This window comes from Barnesiella sp. An22, assembly GCF_002159975.1.
GTDB lineage: Bacteria > Bacteroidota > Bacteroidia > Bacteroidales > Barnesiellaceae > Barnesiella > Barnesiella merdigallinarum.
The window spans coordinates 93,590-108,961 of record NZ_NFJR01000010.1 but is presented as its reverse complement, the minus strand read 5'-3'; the positions used below and the strand labels follow the sequence as shown (position 1 = coordinate 108,961).

The following is a 15,372-nucleotide window of genomic DNA, read 5'->3' as shown; positions in this document are numbered from 1 at the left end:
TACCATTATATTATCCAAACAACATTATCAAAAGTAATATTGAAAATCAATTTATTGGAAACTTATAGTTGTTATTGCTTTGGATAATCTTTTACTTTGGATAATCGCGTCCTGCATCGGTCGCCACGATGATCTGTTCGCTATCCTTGAAAAGACGGCTGATGATTTTTATCTGCGACACCACGCCGCTGTCGGGCTTGTAACCCTTCTCCGTTTTTTCCTGACGGGGAATGAGCGTGAAGGTTTCGGGGATGACGGGCAGGTTGTCACGGACGAAGCCGCGTATGCCGTAGCCGTCGGGCATAGCAAGCTGGACAAGGTGTCCGAATGCCCATGTCACGGCATAGCCGCCTCCCTCGAAATATCCTTCCTCTCTTTTTGTCGCGCCCACGATGCGGGCGATTTCACGTGCCACGGATGGCTTTTCTGCAATGATTGTCTTCATGCTGATTACTTTTTTATGAATTATTACTTTGGATTTAGTGGCGGACACGGGATGTTACATCTTCATGCCCTTATTGTTTTTCTTCTGGGGTTTCTCCTGCTGCTTTTGCTGTTTGTCGTCTTTCGGAGCGGTCTGTCCTTTCTGCAACGGCTCTTTCAGGTTCTTGGTCGCCTCGTTGGTCTTTCCTTCGCTGTTCACCGCCACCTGCGTGCGGCTCTCGTTGGACGGGGCGACCTTCTGCGCGTTGTCGGGGTTGGTGTCGTAGCGGTACGGACGTCCCTTCTCCGGGTTGAACTTGATGTACATGGTGGCGTGGAAGCCTTGCTTGTCGGTCACGTTCTCCAGCTTTATCGCCTTACCCGCAACGTAGTCGGCTTTCTGCTGCTCTGTGAAATTCACACCGCTCCATTTACTGATGGGACGGATGCTGCCGTCGGCGTTTGTCCACGTGTTGCGGCGTTGCTCTTTCTGTGGGGCTGCGGAATTTTCCATGCCCTGAGCCTGTCCCTGCGTGGGATTGTTCTTGGCTTCCTGCGTCTGGGCGGTACGGGGTGACCTGCCGGTTCCCGGTACGAACTCCACGCCTCGCTGCTCGACGTTCACTTGAAGGGTGGTGACGAACTTCCTGCCGTCGTTGCGTTCGATGAGTTTGTCGCGCACAGGAAGCCCGGCACGAAGCATATCCTGTTCTTGCTTGGTGATTTCCGTCTTTCCGATGCGCTCCGGTATGCGCACCTTGTTTGCTGGTATGTCCGTGATTTCATTCGTCTTGCGGTCTATGCTGATGAACGAGGGGATGATTTCACCCGTTTCCCTGTCCACGATGTCCACGACCCTGCCGAGGTTGCCCGTTTCACGCAGGTTCTTACGGTCTTCATCGGAGAACTTATGTTCCTTGTACTCGTCAAGTTTCTGTTCCTTGCGGATGAAGTGCGGCACGAGGCTGACATTGCCCTCGCTGTCCTTCTTGAAGGAGAGGCGGGCATCCAGCTCAAAAGCCTCGCCGCCGAACTTGGGCAACACTTTCACCAAGTCGGACTTGCCGTAGTTGAGCATCTTCTGAAGGTCGCCGGACTTTTCAAGGTCGTCACGTTTCACGCCCCATTTCTCTTCCAGCTCCTGCCAGTTGATTTTGCTCTCGTCAATGGGCTGGTAGCCCCGTCTGTCTTGCGTCTGCTGTTGCGGGCTTTCTTGATTCTGTTCCATGTTTTCCTGTTTTTGGGTTTCTTTTGGTTGTCCTTCCTGTTTTTGTTCCGGCATCCCGGTGGTCTGTTCTTCCTTCACCTGTTTTTCGTAGCCGGAAGTGTCCACCTTGTGGGGCGCGAGCAGTTCCTTGTTGGCTTCGGGGTCTTTCAGCAGGTCTTTCATCACCTCCAGCAGTTTGTCGGCTTGGTCTGCCGCGACACGGTAGAAACCGAAGCGGCTGGGTTCCTTGCACTGCCGGAAGAAGTTTTTGAAAAAGTTGTCCAGCACGTCGCCGTGGCGGTCGAATTGCAGGAAACTCTGTGCGTTCTCCGCTTTCGCGGGAGTGCGCTTGGGTGAACCGTCGGCATCCAGCCCGGCTACCACGCTGATTTCACCCGTCTTCTCGTCACGGACTATCAGCACGTCCTTTTCGCTTTTTTTCTTTGCCATTTGAAAAATGTTTTAATGGGTTATTTTTGAAAGAAATTATGGATACGAGCCTTGTAGAAGGCTATATCTTCTTTTTTGAAGTCCTTTACGTGTCCGGAAAGGAACGTCAGCACGTCCTCCTCGCTGTAATAGGTCTTTTTGCCGAGCGTCTTGTACGGCAACGCGCCGATGCTGCGGTAGCGCTGCAGGGTACGCTTGCTGATCTGGAGCAGCATACAGAGGTCTTGGTTGTCGAACATCCTGATACGTTCTATCGGATTCGGAACTTTGCCGGACGGCTGCAAGGAAAGCAGCAGTTCGTCCTGTCGGTCGAGCCGTTCAATCAGTTTCTGCATCCAGCTCTCGAAATGGTTTCGGGTAAGCAGTTCCATACGTCACGTCCTCCTTCCTTTTGGTTTGCCGCCGCCCGTGCGCAGCGTATGGTTGCGTTTCAGTTCCGTCGGTGTCGCCGCGTCTTCCATGACGGTGCAGTCCGCAAGCAGGCGGTCGATTTCTGACTGGCGGTAGCGGCATTTGCCGCGCAGCACCACATAGCCGATGCGATGTTCGCTGCGCATACGCTGGAGGGTGCGGGTACTCACGTTCAACAGGTGCGCAGCCTCACGGGTGTTGAGCAGCCTGTCTGCGGATTTTTCCTTTCTTTCACCGGAAACGGCACGCACGTGTGCCGCTATCTCGGCTATCTGTTCCGTCAATGCGGTGAAGGCGGAACTTTCCATCGTTATTACTTTCATATTCAGTCCTTTCTTTTGGTTTCTGCGGCAAAATTCGGCAATAAACGAAAGAGACTTTAACAGCTCACTACGTGTCTCACGTAAGATTTTTATCGGAAATGGCTCCGTAACCCGGACAGACGGCGCAAAATACAGCCTTTCAGCGGGAAACGATATGTGTTCACGGGGACGGCGTTACCTTTGCGGCAAACCTGAAATGTTTTGAATATGGAAATTGTATCTATCGAGAAAAAGACCTTCGAGATGATGGTGGCATCCTTCAACGCCCTCTCGGAGAAGGTTGCCGCCCTGAGGCGCAAGAGCGACGGAGGGCGGCTGGAAAGGTGGCTCACGGGCGAGGAGGTCTGCGGGCAGTTGAGAATCAGCCCGCGCACGTTGCAGACGTTGCGCGACAAGCGGCTTATCGGCTACTCGCAGATAAACCGCAGGTTCTATTACAAGCCGGAAGAAGTCAGAAGGCTGATTCCGCTTATTGGCACGCTCTATCCCGGCGGCAGATAATTTTATTATTCACCCACTGAATCCAAAGTTATGATGAACGAGAACAACGATGTTTTTACACTGGAGGATGAGCCGCTTGCCACCGTGGTACAGAATATGCGCAAAGGCTCTAAATGGCTCTCCGCATTTTTGGAAAGTTACCGTCCGCCGCTGGACGGGGAACGTTATCTGACGGACAGGGAGGTGGCGGAGCTGCTCCGTGTGAGCCGCCGTACCTTGCAGGAATACCGCAACAACAGGGTGCTGCCCTTTATCCTTTTGGGAGGAAAGGTACTTTACCCCGAATCGGGATTGCGAGAACTGTTGGAGGCGAATTACCGCAAGCCGCTGGAATAAAGGAAACATGATAACAAAACAAAAGGAAACGGACAACTCAAATTGGGCTGTCCGTTTCCTTTTGTTGGCACGTATGCGTATTCAGCAATACCCGGCTTTCCCGTTCTGTATGAACATCACGTATGCCTGTCGCTTTTCTTCCGAGAGAGCTTTACCCACCAGCCACGTGCGGAACACGTGCGTGCAGTAGGTGTTCAATCTGAAAGCGATGGGGATGATGATCTCAAGCGAGTAAACATCCGCGTACAGCCCGTTTTCAAGTTGTATGTAGCGGCACACCTCGTAGTCGTTCAGCACGTCCGTCTTTAGGACGGATTTGATGGCGGCGTTCACTGCCGGGACGCCCGTGTGGAACAGCCCGGCGATTTCTCCGGCGGTCATCCATATCTCGTTACCGGTTACGTTGACGGTCTTGTCATCTATAATGATTATGTCACGTTTCATGGCTTCTCTTTTTTTAGATGGTGCAACCTGCAAATTCCTCGATTTGGTTCAATCTCGCGGCAAGGTTCTCCATGTCTTGATTGAGCTTCTCTTTGGTTATTTTCGCGTATATCTGCGTTGTCTTTATGCTCTTGTGTCCCAGCATGGAACTGACCGTTTCGATGGGTACGCCGTTGGAGAGGAACACCGTCGTGGCGGCCGTATGGCGGCTTTGATGCCATGTAATATGCTTGGTGATACCGCAACGCTTGGCGACGGCACGGATTCCGGCAAGGCACGTGTTATAGTGGGGTACGGGGAATATCCTGCCGTCCCCGCACAGCCCACGGTATTTGTCGATGATGCGCTTCGCTATGTCGAGCATACGGATGTTGGACACCACCCCCGTCTTCTGGCGGTTGATGTTTATCCATTCGTGTTCGTCAAAGTAGGTGCGGATATTCTCGTCCGTCAGGTTGCGCATATCGGCGAACGACAAGCCCGTGAAGGCGCAGAATAGGTATAAATCACGATACAGTTCTTGCTTCGCATTCTTCAGCTTGCCTTCCATCAGCAGGCGGATTTCATCTTTGGTCAGGAAGCTGCGGGTCGTTTCCTCCTTCTTGATTTCATACTCGCGGAACGGGTCGCGCGTGAGCCACTCGTTGTTGATGGCGATAAACACCATCGTCCGAAGCGGGCAGACATACAGCCACACGGTATTGGTGCAGCAGTGTTTGTCCGTGCGCAGGAACATTTCAAAATCGGAAATGAAAGCGGGTGTAAGCTCTTTCAGGGCAATGTCCTTCACATGGTAGCGGATGGTGAGAAACTCTTGCAAGTGCTTGTAAACGATCTTGTACTTGTCAAACGTGCCTTTGGCTTTCATGCCTGCCTCCACCTGCTTGGCATAGTCCTCGTTGTGTTGCCGGAACACCTGCAACAGCGTGTGGTAGCGGTGTTCCAGTCCGAGAAAGGCGTTTTTCACCTTTTCCGCAGTGACGAAGTTGTCACGCTCCATAATTTCCTGATAATGCTTGTTGATGCGTACGCGCATCTTGTCGAGCATACGGTTCGTTTCGAGTGCAGCCGTGCTTCTCCCCGTGACACGTCCTCCTTTGGTGTCCCACAGTTTGGGATCGACGGTCAGTTTGCAGCTGAACTGTGTCTGGCTTCCGTCCACCGTGATACGTCCCATGACGGGTACTGTCCCGTCCTTTTTCACTACCTGACGTTTGAGGTAGTAGATTACTGAAAATGTACTCTTCATCGTCCTTAATTTTTTTAGGTTCAAAATTAGTCGGTGAAGAATCCTTCGTCGGTACGCAAAACACGGAGGAACGGCGCAATCTTTTTCCGTAACCGGATTTGTTTCGTGAGTTGTTAGTAACTCACTATATCACAATGCCTTGTTTTGCCATTCGTACTCATTTTGTTACCTATATGGTGTGGTTACGAACAAGTAACGTAGCGACGTCTTGACTTGGCTTCGGCAAGGATTATGGTGGCGTTGGAGATAATCGGCAGCTTAAATGAAACCTCTGTAAATCAATTCTATTACTTCATTCTTCCGTATTCCACTTTTTTGTAGTAACTTTGTATTCTTAAACAGACAGAGCTATGGAGATTGTACATGATGTACCGAAATGTCTTTTCGAGACTACGGTCGACGGCGTCAGAGCCTATGTGTCGTATGTGATTACCGACGGTTGCCTCGATATAGAGCACACCATCGTTCCCCCCGAGATTGGAGGCAGAGGCATTGCTGCTGTCCTGGTAAAGGCAGCGTATGACTATGCCCTGTCGCAAAACCTCACACCGCGGGCCTCGTGCGAGTATGCCGCCATGTGGCTGAAGCGTAACCCCTCGTATCTGAACCGATAGCTCTGCCCGTCAACAGAATCCTATGGTGTGGCGGGGAGGCACTCCGTCGATGTCGAAGCAGGCCACGTCGACAGGCAGAACGGTGGCCCGGGCCGGAGCCTCGTGCATGTTGCTGAGTCGAAGGTAGGTATTCTGTATGATGGTGCGCGATATGATTTTCATCGTGCGGGCGTTGGCATAGCACGAGCGGCGATCGGCTGCCAGATGCTTGATGTAGCGTCGCATGACGGCCTCGGCCTCCGGGTCGATGGCAAATTCCTTGTCGGAGAGCATCTGCTTCAGAATCTCGAACAGTTCGTCCTGGGTGTAATCCTCGAAGATGAGGGTGTGGTCGACCTCGGGAGCTCCGTTGTCAATCAGTTGCTCTACAAGCTCTTGGCGGGGTGCCCGATTTTCGGCAATGATGAGGGCGTGGGCACCGGGCAGGGTCGAGGTATACTCGGCCAGTTTGATGCGCAACTGTTCGCTGTCGAAGGTGTTGGCGGCATTTTTGAATTTGGGAGAGTCGCCGTCGATGAATAGCAGCCCCTGTTGCGATTGTTTCATGGCCTCTTGCAGCACTTCGTCGACCTTGTAGTCGGGCACGTTGTAGAGCTGTTCGCCCTTGATTTCGGTAAAATTGCCGTTGTCGAGGATATTCATCGCTTTCAGCAAATCGGTCATAATCTGGGCCACGGTACTCTTTCCGGTGCCGGTATTGCCGGCAAAACTCCATTTGAGCGGAATCTCTCCGAAGAAGTTCTTTCCGTTCCGGTGCAACAGCCGCGCTACCGTAACAAAGTTGTGAATGGCAGCCTTGACCTGAGTGAGCCCGATCATGCGGTCGAGCCGGGCCAGAGCCTCGTCGATGGCCGTTTCGTCGAACGGTTCGGTGACGACGAGCGATTTCTCGTCGACATGTTTGGGTATATCGTCTCGCTCGATGGTGATGAGTGCCTGCCGGTTGTCGCCGGGAGAATCGTAAATTCCGCTTTTGTTGAGCCGGGTAGCCATGGCCGGCAAAATCTCCGACTGGATAATCCGATTGACGAAACGGGCATTGCCGAAGTGGCGGTCGCGTTTCTTGCTTTCGGCTTTGATGAGCTGGGAGAGGGCTTCGCGAGCTTCGTCGGTGAGGGTGTATCCCTCGCGGCGTATGGTGAGCTCGGCAATCTCGAGCAGCTCTTTGGGCGAATAATCTTCGAAATGGAAGGTGAAGGGGAATCGCGATTTCAGGCCGGGATTCGATTCCATCAACTGCTCCATCTCGGCCGGATAGCCGGCCAGAATGACGATGGTGCCGAAGTTGCTGTCCGAGAGTTTGGGCAGCAGCGTTTCGATTACCCGGTTACCATAGTCTCGCCGGTCGCCATCCTTGTCGTTGGTGTAGAGGCTGTAAGCCTCGTCGATGAAGAGCACGCCGCCCTTGGCCGCTTCGATGGCCGCCTCGGTCTTCTGCTCGGTGTCGCCAATCCATTTTCCTACCAGTTTGCTGCGGTTGGTGCAGACGACATGCCCCTTCTCGAGCAGCCCCATCTTGTGGAATATCTCGCCCATAAAGTCGGCCACGGTCGTTTTGCCGGTACCCGGGTTCCCGGTAAAAATCATGTGCAGGGGCGGGATGGTCGCTTTCAGTCCCGCCTTTTTGCGGGCGGTCAGCAGCTTCACGTAGTTGATGTGGTCGGCTATACTCTGCTTGAGCGAGCGGAGGCCGACCATCTCTTGGAGGGCATCCATTGCATCGCGTTCTCCCGGTTTGGATTCCGACGCCTCTTTGATATTGCCCACAGGGGGGCGGGTCTGTATGGTGTAGAGGTTGTATTCGCCGGTCTGCTCCTTGCCTATATGCAGAGGGGCATCGATGATTTTGTCGCCGAAAGCCCAAATCTCCACGGTATAGTCGCCCGGTTCGTACTGGTCGAAGTCGACCGACTCTTGCATGATGTAGAGCAGGTTGTTTTCGTTGTCGGGCTGACTGGTAAAGAACCCGGTCGTATAGTAGGTGGTGATGCCCGTGGAGTTCTTGATTTTCAGTTCATACTCGTAGGAGGCGGGTTCCTTGTCCTTCCCTATGCAACACAGCCCTATGGTGTAGCTTTCGTCCTCTTTCGGGGCGATGCCGATGTAGTTGGCAGGGGGTGTACTCTCCGGGTCGACTATCTCGCTTTGTTTGAAAACCAGGTAGTTGTTTATCTCGAAAACTTCGTCGTATTGGTGGGGCAGATTTACAAACGAGAGCGACAACTCCTCTTCGCAGGTGGGCGAAAAGGCTCTGATTTTCCACTCTCCGGTAGGGTCGTCGTTCAGTTCTACGGAGAATCGAGAGAGGAGCGGGGTATCCAATTCGGTCCAGAAGGTGCACGACAGGTGGTTCTTGGCATAGGTTCTTCCCTCGGGCGAGAGCAGCTCGAACGTGATGGTGTCGTCCCACCTGATTTCCTCGTCATCGTCGTAGTTGATGGCAACGACGTTGGTCGAGATATTTATCACTTTCACCCGGTCTATGGCATATTGGGTACGTTGCGTTTCGAACGAAACGGGGGTGTCCAGCGAGTCGCATATCTGTGCATGCAACGGGCTGACGTGAGTCTCCTTTCCCTTTTTGGGATCCCAATCGAAGTCGAAAAAATCGTCCAATGCCGACTCTATGGGTTCTTTGTCTTCATCTCCCTTGAATACGATAGTCTCTTTCTGGTGAGGGGTATCCGAGGTAGTCCTCTTCTTTTTCATGGTATCAAGTACAGTAATAATATTCTTATCACGAAGATAGGAATTTATTACCGAAGCGACAAATAAAAAGGGTAGAGATTACTCCTTGCCGAAGTCGAACATTTTGCTGCGGGCCAGCATGCAGGCTCCCACGACACCCGCCTTCTCCTGCAGTTTGGAGAGGACGATGGCCGAGTCTTTGTTGACCAGGTTGAGCGAGTATTTGCGTACTGCGCTTTTGATGGGTTGCAATATGTAGTCGCCGGTCTGGGCGAGTACGCCTCCGATAACCACGAGCTCGGGGTTGAGCAGGTTGATGAGCCCGGCCAGGTACCGGCCCAGTTTCTGACCTATCTCTTCGGTGAGCTCGATGCACAGCAGGTCTTCCCGGTTGGTTGCCTCGACAATGTCGGGCAGAGTGAGCGACGCCTCGTCGTGCTCGATTCGTTCGGAGAGAATCGACTGTTTGCCTTCGTGCACGCAGTGCAGCAACTCCCGATACAGCGCTTCGCCCGAGACTTCGGTCTCGAGGCATCCCCGTTTGCCACAGTGGCACAGCCGTTCGTTGTCGAAGACTCCGAAGTGGCCGAACTCGCCGCTGAATCCCGATTTGCCTTTGTACAGCTTGCCGTCGAATACGAGTCCGCTGCCCAGTCCCCAACTGAGGTTGATGAAGATGATGTCTTTCTCACCTTTGACTACCCCTTTGACCATCTCGCCATAAGTCATGGCTCGGGTATCGTTGTCGATGCTTATGGCCACACCTACTCGTTCGGTCATAATCTCGGCCAGGGGACGCTCCTCGAAATTGAATTGCGAGAAGCTGTATCCCGACTCGGGATTGACCCGGCCCGAGATGTTGATGCCAATGTTGAGTATCTTTTTCTGGTCTATGTTGATGGCTTGCAAAAAGTCGCGTATATGGTCGCATAGGAGTTCGAGTCCTTCGGGGGTATTCTCCAACTGACATTTCACATCCATGCGGGTTTCGATAATTCCGCCGATGAGGTTCATCAGCGCAAAGTTGATAGAGAACTTTTTGATGTCGACACCGATGAAATAACCCGAATCGGGGTTCAGTCCGTAGAGCGTAGGAGGACGCCCCTCGGCAGTCTCCATCTTGCCGTAGCTGATGATGTAGCCGTCGTCGAGCATATCGGAGACAAACTTGGTAGCCGTGGGTACGCTTATGTTCAACTCCTTGGCCAGGTCGGGCAGGGTAGACGACTGGTTATAAAGATAGTATCCTATGATTTTTTTCTTCATGGCGGCACTGCGGGTGCCTTTTTCGATTTCGGAGAGCAGGTTCATGGTTTCAACAAAGGGATTATCATTTATGCAAATGTAGGATTTAAATCTTAAGTAACTAAACTTTTTTTAGGAATAAGTGGCAAAAATTGATGCTTAAGTGTATATTTGGGAAAATATAAGATACGGCCGACAGGGTCGAAGGGTGGGAGGATGGAGTTTCCGGTTGTTCCTTTCCTTTGATTATAGATGAGAGTAATCGGTCGAAAATTTGGCTTGTTTATGAAAACGATACAATGTGGAGTAGTGCTGGGATTGTGGCTCGTATTGGCGAGCTGCGGCGGCTCGACTGGCGGCAGTCGTGAATCTGTAGGTTTGCCTGACTATCCTGTGCCGGGAGGCGTTTCGGCCCCCTTTGCCGGGATGGTGGGCAACTATATGGTGGTAGGTGGCGGCTGCAATTTCCCCGATGTGCCGGCGGCCGATGGGGGTGTGAAACGGTTTTACAGCAGCCTCTATGCCTTGGATATGGCTCGGCCCGACAGCGGTTGGCGGGTGTTGCCCGATTTGCCTCAGGCATTGGCCTACGGGGCCGCGGCCGAGACCGACGAGGGGTTGGTATGCGTAGGTGGTATGGATGCCGACTCGGCGGTGACGCGGGCTTTCCTCATCGAGTCACAACCGGGGCCCGATAGCGTGGCCGCGTGGGGCTTTCGTGATTTGCCGCCGTTGCCTGTGGCTATCGACAACGGAGCTGCCGCATCGGTCGACGGGGTAGTCTATGTAACGGGCGGAAACCAGTCCGATGGCGGTCGTGCCCTCTATGCCCTCGACCTGAAGAGTCGGGTCTGGACCCGGCTTCCCGACTATCCGGCTCCGAATCGGGTGCAACCCGTTCTGCTGGCTGCGGGCGGCAAGCTCTATCTGGCCGGAGGTTTCAGTTACGACCCGTCGACGCGCACCTGTACGATTCCTGCCGATATGGTGCCCTACGATGTGGCGACCCGGCAGTGGGGCAATCCTGTGCCTTTCCCTGTCGCGCCCGACGGTGGACGGTATGCCATCTCGGGAGGGAGCGGGGCTGTTGTCGGTAATTGCCTGCTGTTGACGGGAGGTGTAGATTATAAAATATTTAAAGAAGCCATGGAAGGCAGGGCTCCCGCCGACTACATGAAGAAACCAATTGAATGGTATCGATTTAATAACGAGGTGCTTATCTATAATACGACCCGTGGCGACTGGTCGGTCTCGCCCTCAGTCGAGGGGCTGAACCGAGCCGGAGGGGTGCTGTTGCTTGACGATTCGCTCTTGATAATGGTATGTGGCGAGGTGAAACCTGGTGTAAGGAGTTCACAAATAGGCGCTTTTGAGTGGCGCGATACCGATGGCGCTACGTCTGTCGTACCGGCGGGAAAGGTATACTCCTCTGAGCAGAAGGAGCAAATTTGAAATGAAAGATATTTTTTCTTCGTTCTACTTGTTTTAATAAATATAAAATCCTAAATTTGCCAGTAGTTAATAAAATAATTTACTAATAAAAGATATGGAAAAGATAGTAGGATTGATCGATGCTCCGTTTACGCCGTTTGACGAACAAGGAGAGGTGAATTTAGAGCCCATCGAGGCTTATGCCCGCATGTTGGTGAAGAACGGCCTGAAAGGTGTATTTATCAACGGTTCGTCGGGCGAAGGCTACATGCTCACCGAAGAGGAGCGCATGCGACTGGCCGAAGAGTGGGTGAGAGTCGCCCCCGCCGGATTCAAGGTGATTGTACATGTAGGCAGTTGCTGTGTGAAAGAGAGTAAACGGTTGGCCGAGCATGCCCAGAAACTTGGGGCTTGGGGTATTGGAGCCATGGCGCCTCCCTTCCCGAAAATCGGTCGCATCGAAGAGTTGGTGAAATATTGCGAGGAGATTGCTGCCGGAGCACCTCAACTTCCTTTCTACTATTACCACATACCGGCCTTTAACGGTGCTTATCTGCCCATGACCTCGTTTCTCGAGGCCGTTGACGGCCGCATTCCCAACTTCGCCGGTATCAAATATACCTACGAAAGTATCTATGAATACAACCAGTGCCGCCTCTACAAAAACGGCAAATACGACATGCTGCACGGGCAGGACGAAACCATACTCCCCTCGCTGGCTATGGGCGGCGCACAGGGCGGTATAGGTGGTACGACCAACTACAACGGTATCAATCTGGTAGGGATTATCGACGCCTGGAACGCCGGCGACATCGAGAAAGCCCGCGAGCTCCAGAACTTTGCACAGGACGTCATCAACGTGATTTGTCACTACCGGGGCAACATCGTGGCCGGTAAGCGCATTATGAAACTGATCGGGCTCGACCTGGGCAAGAACCGCACGCCGTTCCAGAATATGACCGACGAAGAAGAGGCTCGCATGAAGTCCGAACTGGAGGCTATCGGATTCTTCGAGCGTTGCAACAAGTTTTGATAGGAGGCGATGACAATGGATACTCGAATTTATCTGAGCTATTGGGCCGAGCGGTATAAAAACGACATGTTGAACAACATCATGCCGTTCTGGCTCAAGTATGGCCTCGACCGGAAAAACGGCGGGGTGTACACTTGTGTCGACCGCGACGGCAGCCTCATCGACACCACCAAGTCGGTGTGGTTTCAAGGTCGCTTTGCCTTTACGTGCAGTTATGCCTACAATCATATAGAGAAACGCCAGGAGTGGCTCGATGCCGCCAAGAGTACGCTCGACTTTATCGAGGCCCACTGTTTCGACAGCGACGGCCGCATGTACTTCGAGGTGGCCGCCGACGGTACTCCGTTGCGGAAACGCCGCTACGTCTTCAGCGAAAGTTTCGCCGCCATAGCCATGGCCGAGTATGCCCTGGCTACCGGTAACCGGGAGTATGCCGAGAAGGCTCTCGCCCTCTTCAAGGCCATGCGCCGTTTCCTTTCGACTCCCGGCATACTCGAGCCCAAATACCTACCCACGGTCGAGGCGCAAGGGCACTCTATCACGATGATTATGATCAACGTGGCTTCGCGCATCAAGAAGGTAATCGACGATCCCGAACTCGACGAGCAGATTGCCACCTCGCTTTATGCGCTGGAGCACTACTTCATGCACCCCGAGTTCAAGGCTCTGCTCGAGACGGTAGGTCCCCGTGGCGAATTTATCGATACCATCAACGGCCGGGTAATCAATCCCGGGCACTGCATCGAGACCTCGTGGTTCCTGCTCGACGTGGCAGCCGACCGGGGTGGCGACGAGGCAATCGCCCGTCTGGCCCTCACCATACTCGAATGGTCGTGGGAGTGGGGTTGGGACAAGCAGTTCGGCGGTATCATCAACTTCCGCGACTGCAAGAACTATCCGCCGCAAGATTACTCGCAGGACATGAAGTTCTGGTGGCCCCAGACCGAGGCTATCATCGCCACGCTCTATGCCTACAAGGTGACCGGCGATGAAAAATATTTGAAGTTACACACGCAGATAAGCGACTGGACATACGCCCATTTCCCCGACGCGCTGTATGGTGAGTGGTTTGGATACCTGCATCGCGATGGCAGTGTGGCCCAGCCCGCTAAGGGGAATCTCTTCAAAGGCCCGTTCCATATCCCCCGCATGATGACCAAGGGGTATGAACTGTGCCAGGAAATGCTGAATAGATAATTGAGCACGACCGGGAGCACAAGAGGGGACTACTTGTCCTTCCCGGTCGTAGCTTTTTTTTAATAGTTTGTTTATAAATCTTTATCGTGAAGACCTCAAAAATTTATCCTTGGATTGTTGTTGCTCTTTTGTGGGGTGTCGCTCTGCTCAACTATATGGACCGGCAGATGCTGAGTACCATGAAAGATGCCATGCAGGTCGATATTGTCGAGCTGCAGTCGGCCACCAACTTCGGTTGGCTTATGGCCATCTTCCTCTATATTTACGGATTCATGAGCCCCGTGTCGGGCATTATCGCCGACCGGCTGAACCGCAAATGGCTCATTGTGGGCAGCCTGTTCGTGTGGTCGGCAGTGACCTACCTCATGGGTATTGCCACTACCTTCAATCAGATTTTCTGGCTTCGGGCCCTCATGGGGGTGAGCGAGGCTCTCTATATTCCGGCGGGGCTTTCGCTCATAGCCGATTATCACACGGGTAAATCGCGCTCGCTGGCAGTGGGCATTCACATGACGGGGCTCTATACCGGCCAGGCTATCGGCGGTTTCGGTGCTACGGTGGCCGCAGCCTATTCGTGGCACACGACTTTCCACTGGTTCGGTATCATCGGCATCGCCTATGCCGTGGTGTTGACCCTCTTTCTGCGGGATAAAAAGCCCGATGTGAATCTGGAGAAGCCGGTGCCCGAGACGGCAGCACCGGCCAAAGAACCGGTGTGGGTGAGTCTGAAGTCGCTCTTCAGCAGCGTCGCCTTTTGGGTGATTCTGCTCTATTTCGCCGCTCCCAGTCTCCCGGGATGGGCTACCAAGAACTGGCTGCCCACGCTCTTCGAGGAGAATCTCGATATGCCCATGTCGCAGGCCGGTCCGCTCTCGACCATCACCATAGCCGTGTCGTCGTTTCTGGGTGTCATTATCGGTGGAACACTCTCCGACCGCTGGGTACAGAAGAATCTGCGGGGTCGGGTCTACACCGGAGCCATCGGTTTGGGCCTCACCATACCGTCGCTGCTCCTGCTGGGCTATGGCCACAGCATCGTGGCCGTGGTGGGCGCCGGACTCCTCTTCGGCATCGGGTATGGCATGTTCGATACCAACAACATGCCCATCCTCTGCCAGTTCGTCTCGGCCAAGCAGAAGGCCACGGCCTACGGTATTATGAATATGGTGGGCGTTTTTGCCGGAGCCTTCATTACCAGCCTGCTGGGCCGATGGACCGACGGCGGTAACCTGGGTAGCGGCTTTGCCATGCTGGCCATTGTGGTAGCCGTGGCACTGGCCTTGCAGCTCTACTTCCTCCGGCCCAAGACCGACAACATGGAGTAGCCGGTCTCGAAACTTGAAACTCAAATTAAAACAAAAAGCTATGATACTTACCAATTTACAGAATACCGCCCGTATCGAGGCGCTTCATCCGCGGTTCAAGATGCTGTTCGACTACGTCAAGAGCCACGACATCCTGCACACACCGTGCGGCCGCATCGAACTCGACGGCGACAACCTCTTCATCAACAACGTCAACCCCGAGTGCATGCCGGCCGAAAAGCAGGTGCTGGAGGTACACCGCGACTACATCGATGTGCAGATTCTGCTCGAGGGTCGTGAAACCATGGGGTGGAAGGCGCTCGAAGATGTGATCGACGAGGTGAAACCCTACGACCCCGAGGGCGATTGCGCACTCTATGCCGACCGCCCCACCTCGTGGCTGCACCTCGTGCCCGGACAGGTGGCCGTCTTCTTTCCCGAAGATGCTCATGCCCCGGTTATCGGCGAGGGTAAGATTCGCAAGATGATTGCCAAGGTGAAGATAGAGAAGTAACG

General features: G+C 53.5%; 15 protein-coding genes and 1 pseudogene. 8 read left to right on the top strand and 8 right to left on the bottom strand.

The window, feature by feature from the left end; all coding sequences use genetic code 11:
* Positions 1 to 103 precede the first annotated feature (103 nt).
* From B5F38_RS10395 to B5F38_RS10380, 4 genes and pseudogenes are all read right to left on the bottom strand, one after another.
* A pseudogene (locus B5F38_RS10395) lies at positions 104 to 445 on the bottom strand (toprim domain-containing protein); the annotation flags it as partial.
* Positions 446 to 499: 54 nt separating this feature from the next.
* Complete coding sequence (locus tag B5F38_RS10390; RefSeq protein WP_087409218.1) at positions 500 to 2,080, bottom strand: DUF3945 domain-containing protein; 1,581 nt, start codon at positions 2,078 to 2,080, stop codon at positions 500 to 502.
* Between the two features lie 20 nt (positions 2,081 to 2,100).
* Positions 2,101 to 2,451 (bottom strand): helix-turn-helix domain-containing protein, encoded by a 351-nt coding sequence (locus tag B5F38_RS10385; RefSeq protein WP_087409217.1) that lies wholly within the window; start codon positions 2,449 to 2,451, stop codon positions 2,101 to 2,103.
* A 3-nt stretch (positions 2,452 to 2,454) separates the two neighbouring features.
* Positions 2,455 to 2,799 (bottom strand): helix-turn-helix domain-containing protein, encoded by a 345-nt coding sequence (locus B5F38_RS10380; protein WP_087409225.1) that lies wholly within the window; start codon positions 2,797 to 2,799, stop codon positions 2,455 to 2,457.
* 222 nt (positions 2,800 to 3,021) lie between these two features.
* Between B5F38_RS10380 and B5F38_RS10370 the strand changes: the two genes are divergently transcribed.
* Complete coding sequence (locus tag B5F38_RS10370) at positions 3,022 to 3,315, top strand: helix-turn-helix domain-containing protein (protein ID WP_023056835.1); 294 nt, start codon at positions 3,022 to 3,024, stop codon at positions 3,313 to 3,315.
* 30 nt (positions 3,316 to 3,345) lie between these two features.
* Complete coding sequence (locus B5F38_RS10365) at positions 3,346 to 3,651, top strand: helix-turn-helix domain-containing protein (RefSeq protein WP_087409216.1); 306 nt, start codon at positions 3,346 to 3,348, stop codon at positions 3,649 to 3,651.
* A gap of 81 nt (positions 3,652 to 3,732) precedes the next feature.
* Here the strand turns inward: B5F38_RS10365 and B5F38_RS10360 are convergent, their stop codons facing one another.
* Both B5F38_RS10360 and B5F38_RS10355 read right to left on the bottom strand, forming a co-directional pair.
* On the bottom strand, positions 3,733 to 4,095 hold the full coding sequence (locus B5F38_RS10360) for a RhuM protein (protein WP_087409215.1): 363 nt from the start codon (positions 4,093 to 4,095) through the stop codon (positions 3,733 to 3,735).
* Between the two features lie 13 nt (positions 4,096 to 4,108).
* A complete protein-coding gene (locus B5F38_RS10355; protein ID WP_087409224.1) occupies positions 4,109 to 5,344 on the bottom strand; it encodes a site-specific integrase in 1,236 nt (411 codons plus the stop codon).
* A 350-nt stretch (positions 5,345 to 5,694) separates the two neighbouring features.
* Here B5F38_RS10355 and B5F38_RS10350 point away from each other — a divergent pair, with 350 nt between their 5' ends.
* The gene (locus B5F38_RS10350; protein WP_087409214.1) at positions 5,695 to 5,958 is read left to right on the top strand and encodes a GNAT family N-acetyltransferase; all 264 of its coding nucleotides are present in this window, start codon (positions 5,695 to 5,697) and stop codon (positions 5,956 to 5,958) included.
* 9 nt (positions 5,959 to 5,967) lie between these two features.
* On the opposite strand, the gene B5F38_RS10345 is transcribed toward B5F38_RS10350, so the two are convergent.
* Positions 5,968 to 8,667: an AAA family ATPase gene (locus B5F38_RS10345; protein WP_087409213.1), complete on the bottom strand. Its 2,700-nt coding sequence runs from the start codon at positions 8,665 to 8,667 to the stop codon at positions 5,968 to 5,970.
* 78 nt (positions 8,668 to 8,745) lie between these two features.
* The gene (locus B5F38_RS10340; protein ID WP_087409212.1) at positions 8,746 to 9,957 is read right to left on the bottom strand and encodes an ROK family transcriptional regulator; all 1,212 of its coding nucleotides are present in this window, start codon (positions 9,955 to 9,957) and stop codon (positions 8,746 to 8,748) included.
* Positions 9,958 to 10,176: 219 nt separating this feature from the next.
* Here B5F38_RS10340 and B5F38_RS10335 point away from each other — a divergent pair, with 219 nt between their 5' ends.
* The 5 genes from B5F38_RS10335 to B5F38_RS10315 all read left to right on the top strand — a co-directional run bounded on the left by B5F38_RS10335 (position 10,177) and on the right by B5F38_RS10315 (position 15,370).
* Complete coding sequence (locus B5F38_RS10335) at positions 10,177 to 11,343, top strand: cyclically-permuted mutarotase family protein (protein WP_158096874.1); 1,167 nt, start codon at positions 10,177 to 10,179, stop codon at positions 11,341 to 11,343.
* Positions 11,344 to 11,437: 94 nt separating this feature from the next.
* Entirely contained in the window at positions 11,438 to 12,355 is a 918-nt protein-coding gene (locus tag B5F38_RS10330; RefSeq protein WP_087409210.1) for a dihydrodipicolinate synthase family protein, read from the top strand.
* A 15-nt stretch (positions 12,356 to 12,370) separates the two neighbouring features.
* A complete protein-coding gene (locus tag B5F38_RS10325) occupies positions 12,371 to 13,552 on the top strand; it encodes an AGE family epimerase/isomerase (RefSeq protein WP_087409209.1) in 1,182 nt (393 codons plus the stop codon).
* An 86-nt stretch (positions 13,553 to 13,638) separates the two neighbouring features.
* A complete protein-coding gene (locus B5F38_RS10320; RefSeq protein ID WP_087409208.1) occupies positions 13,639 to 14,877 on the top strand; it encodes an MFS transporter in 1,239 nt (412 codons plus the stop codon).
* Between the two features lie 40 nt (positions 14,878 to 14,917).
* A complete protein-coding gene (locus tag B5F38_RS10315; protein WP_087409207.1) occupies positions 14,918 to 15,370 on the top strand; it encodes a YhcH/YjgK/YiaL family protein in 453 nt (150 codons plus the stop codon).
* Positions 15,371 to 15,372 lie beyond the last annotated feature (2 nt).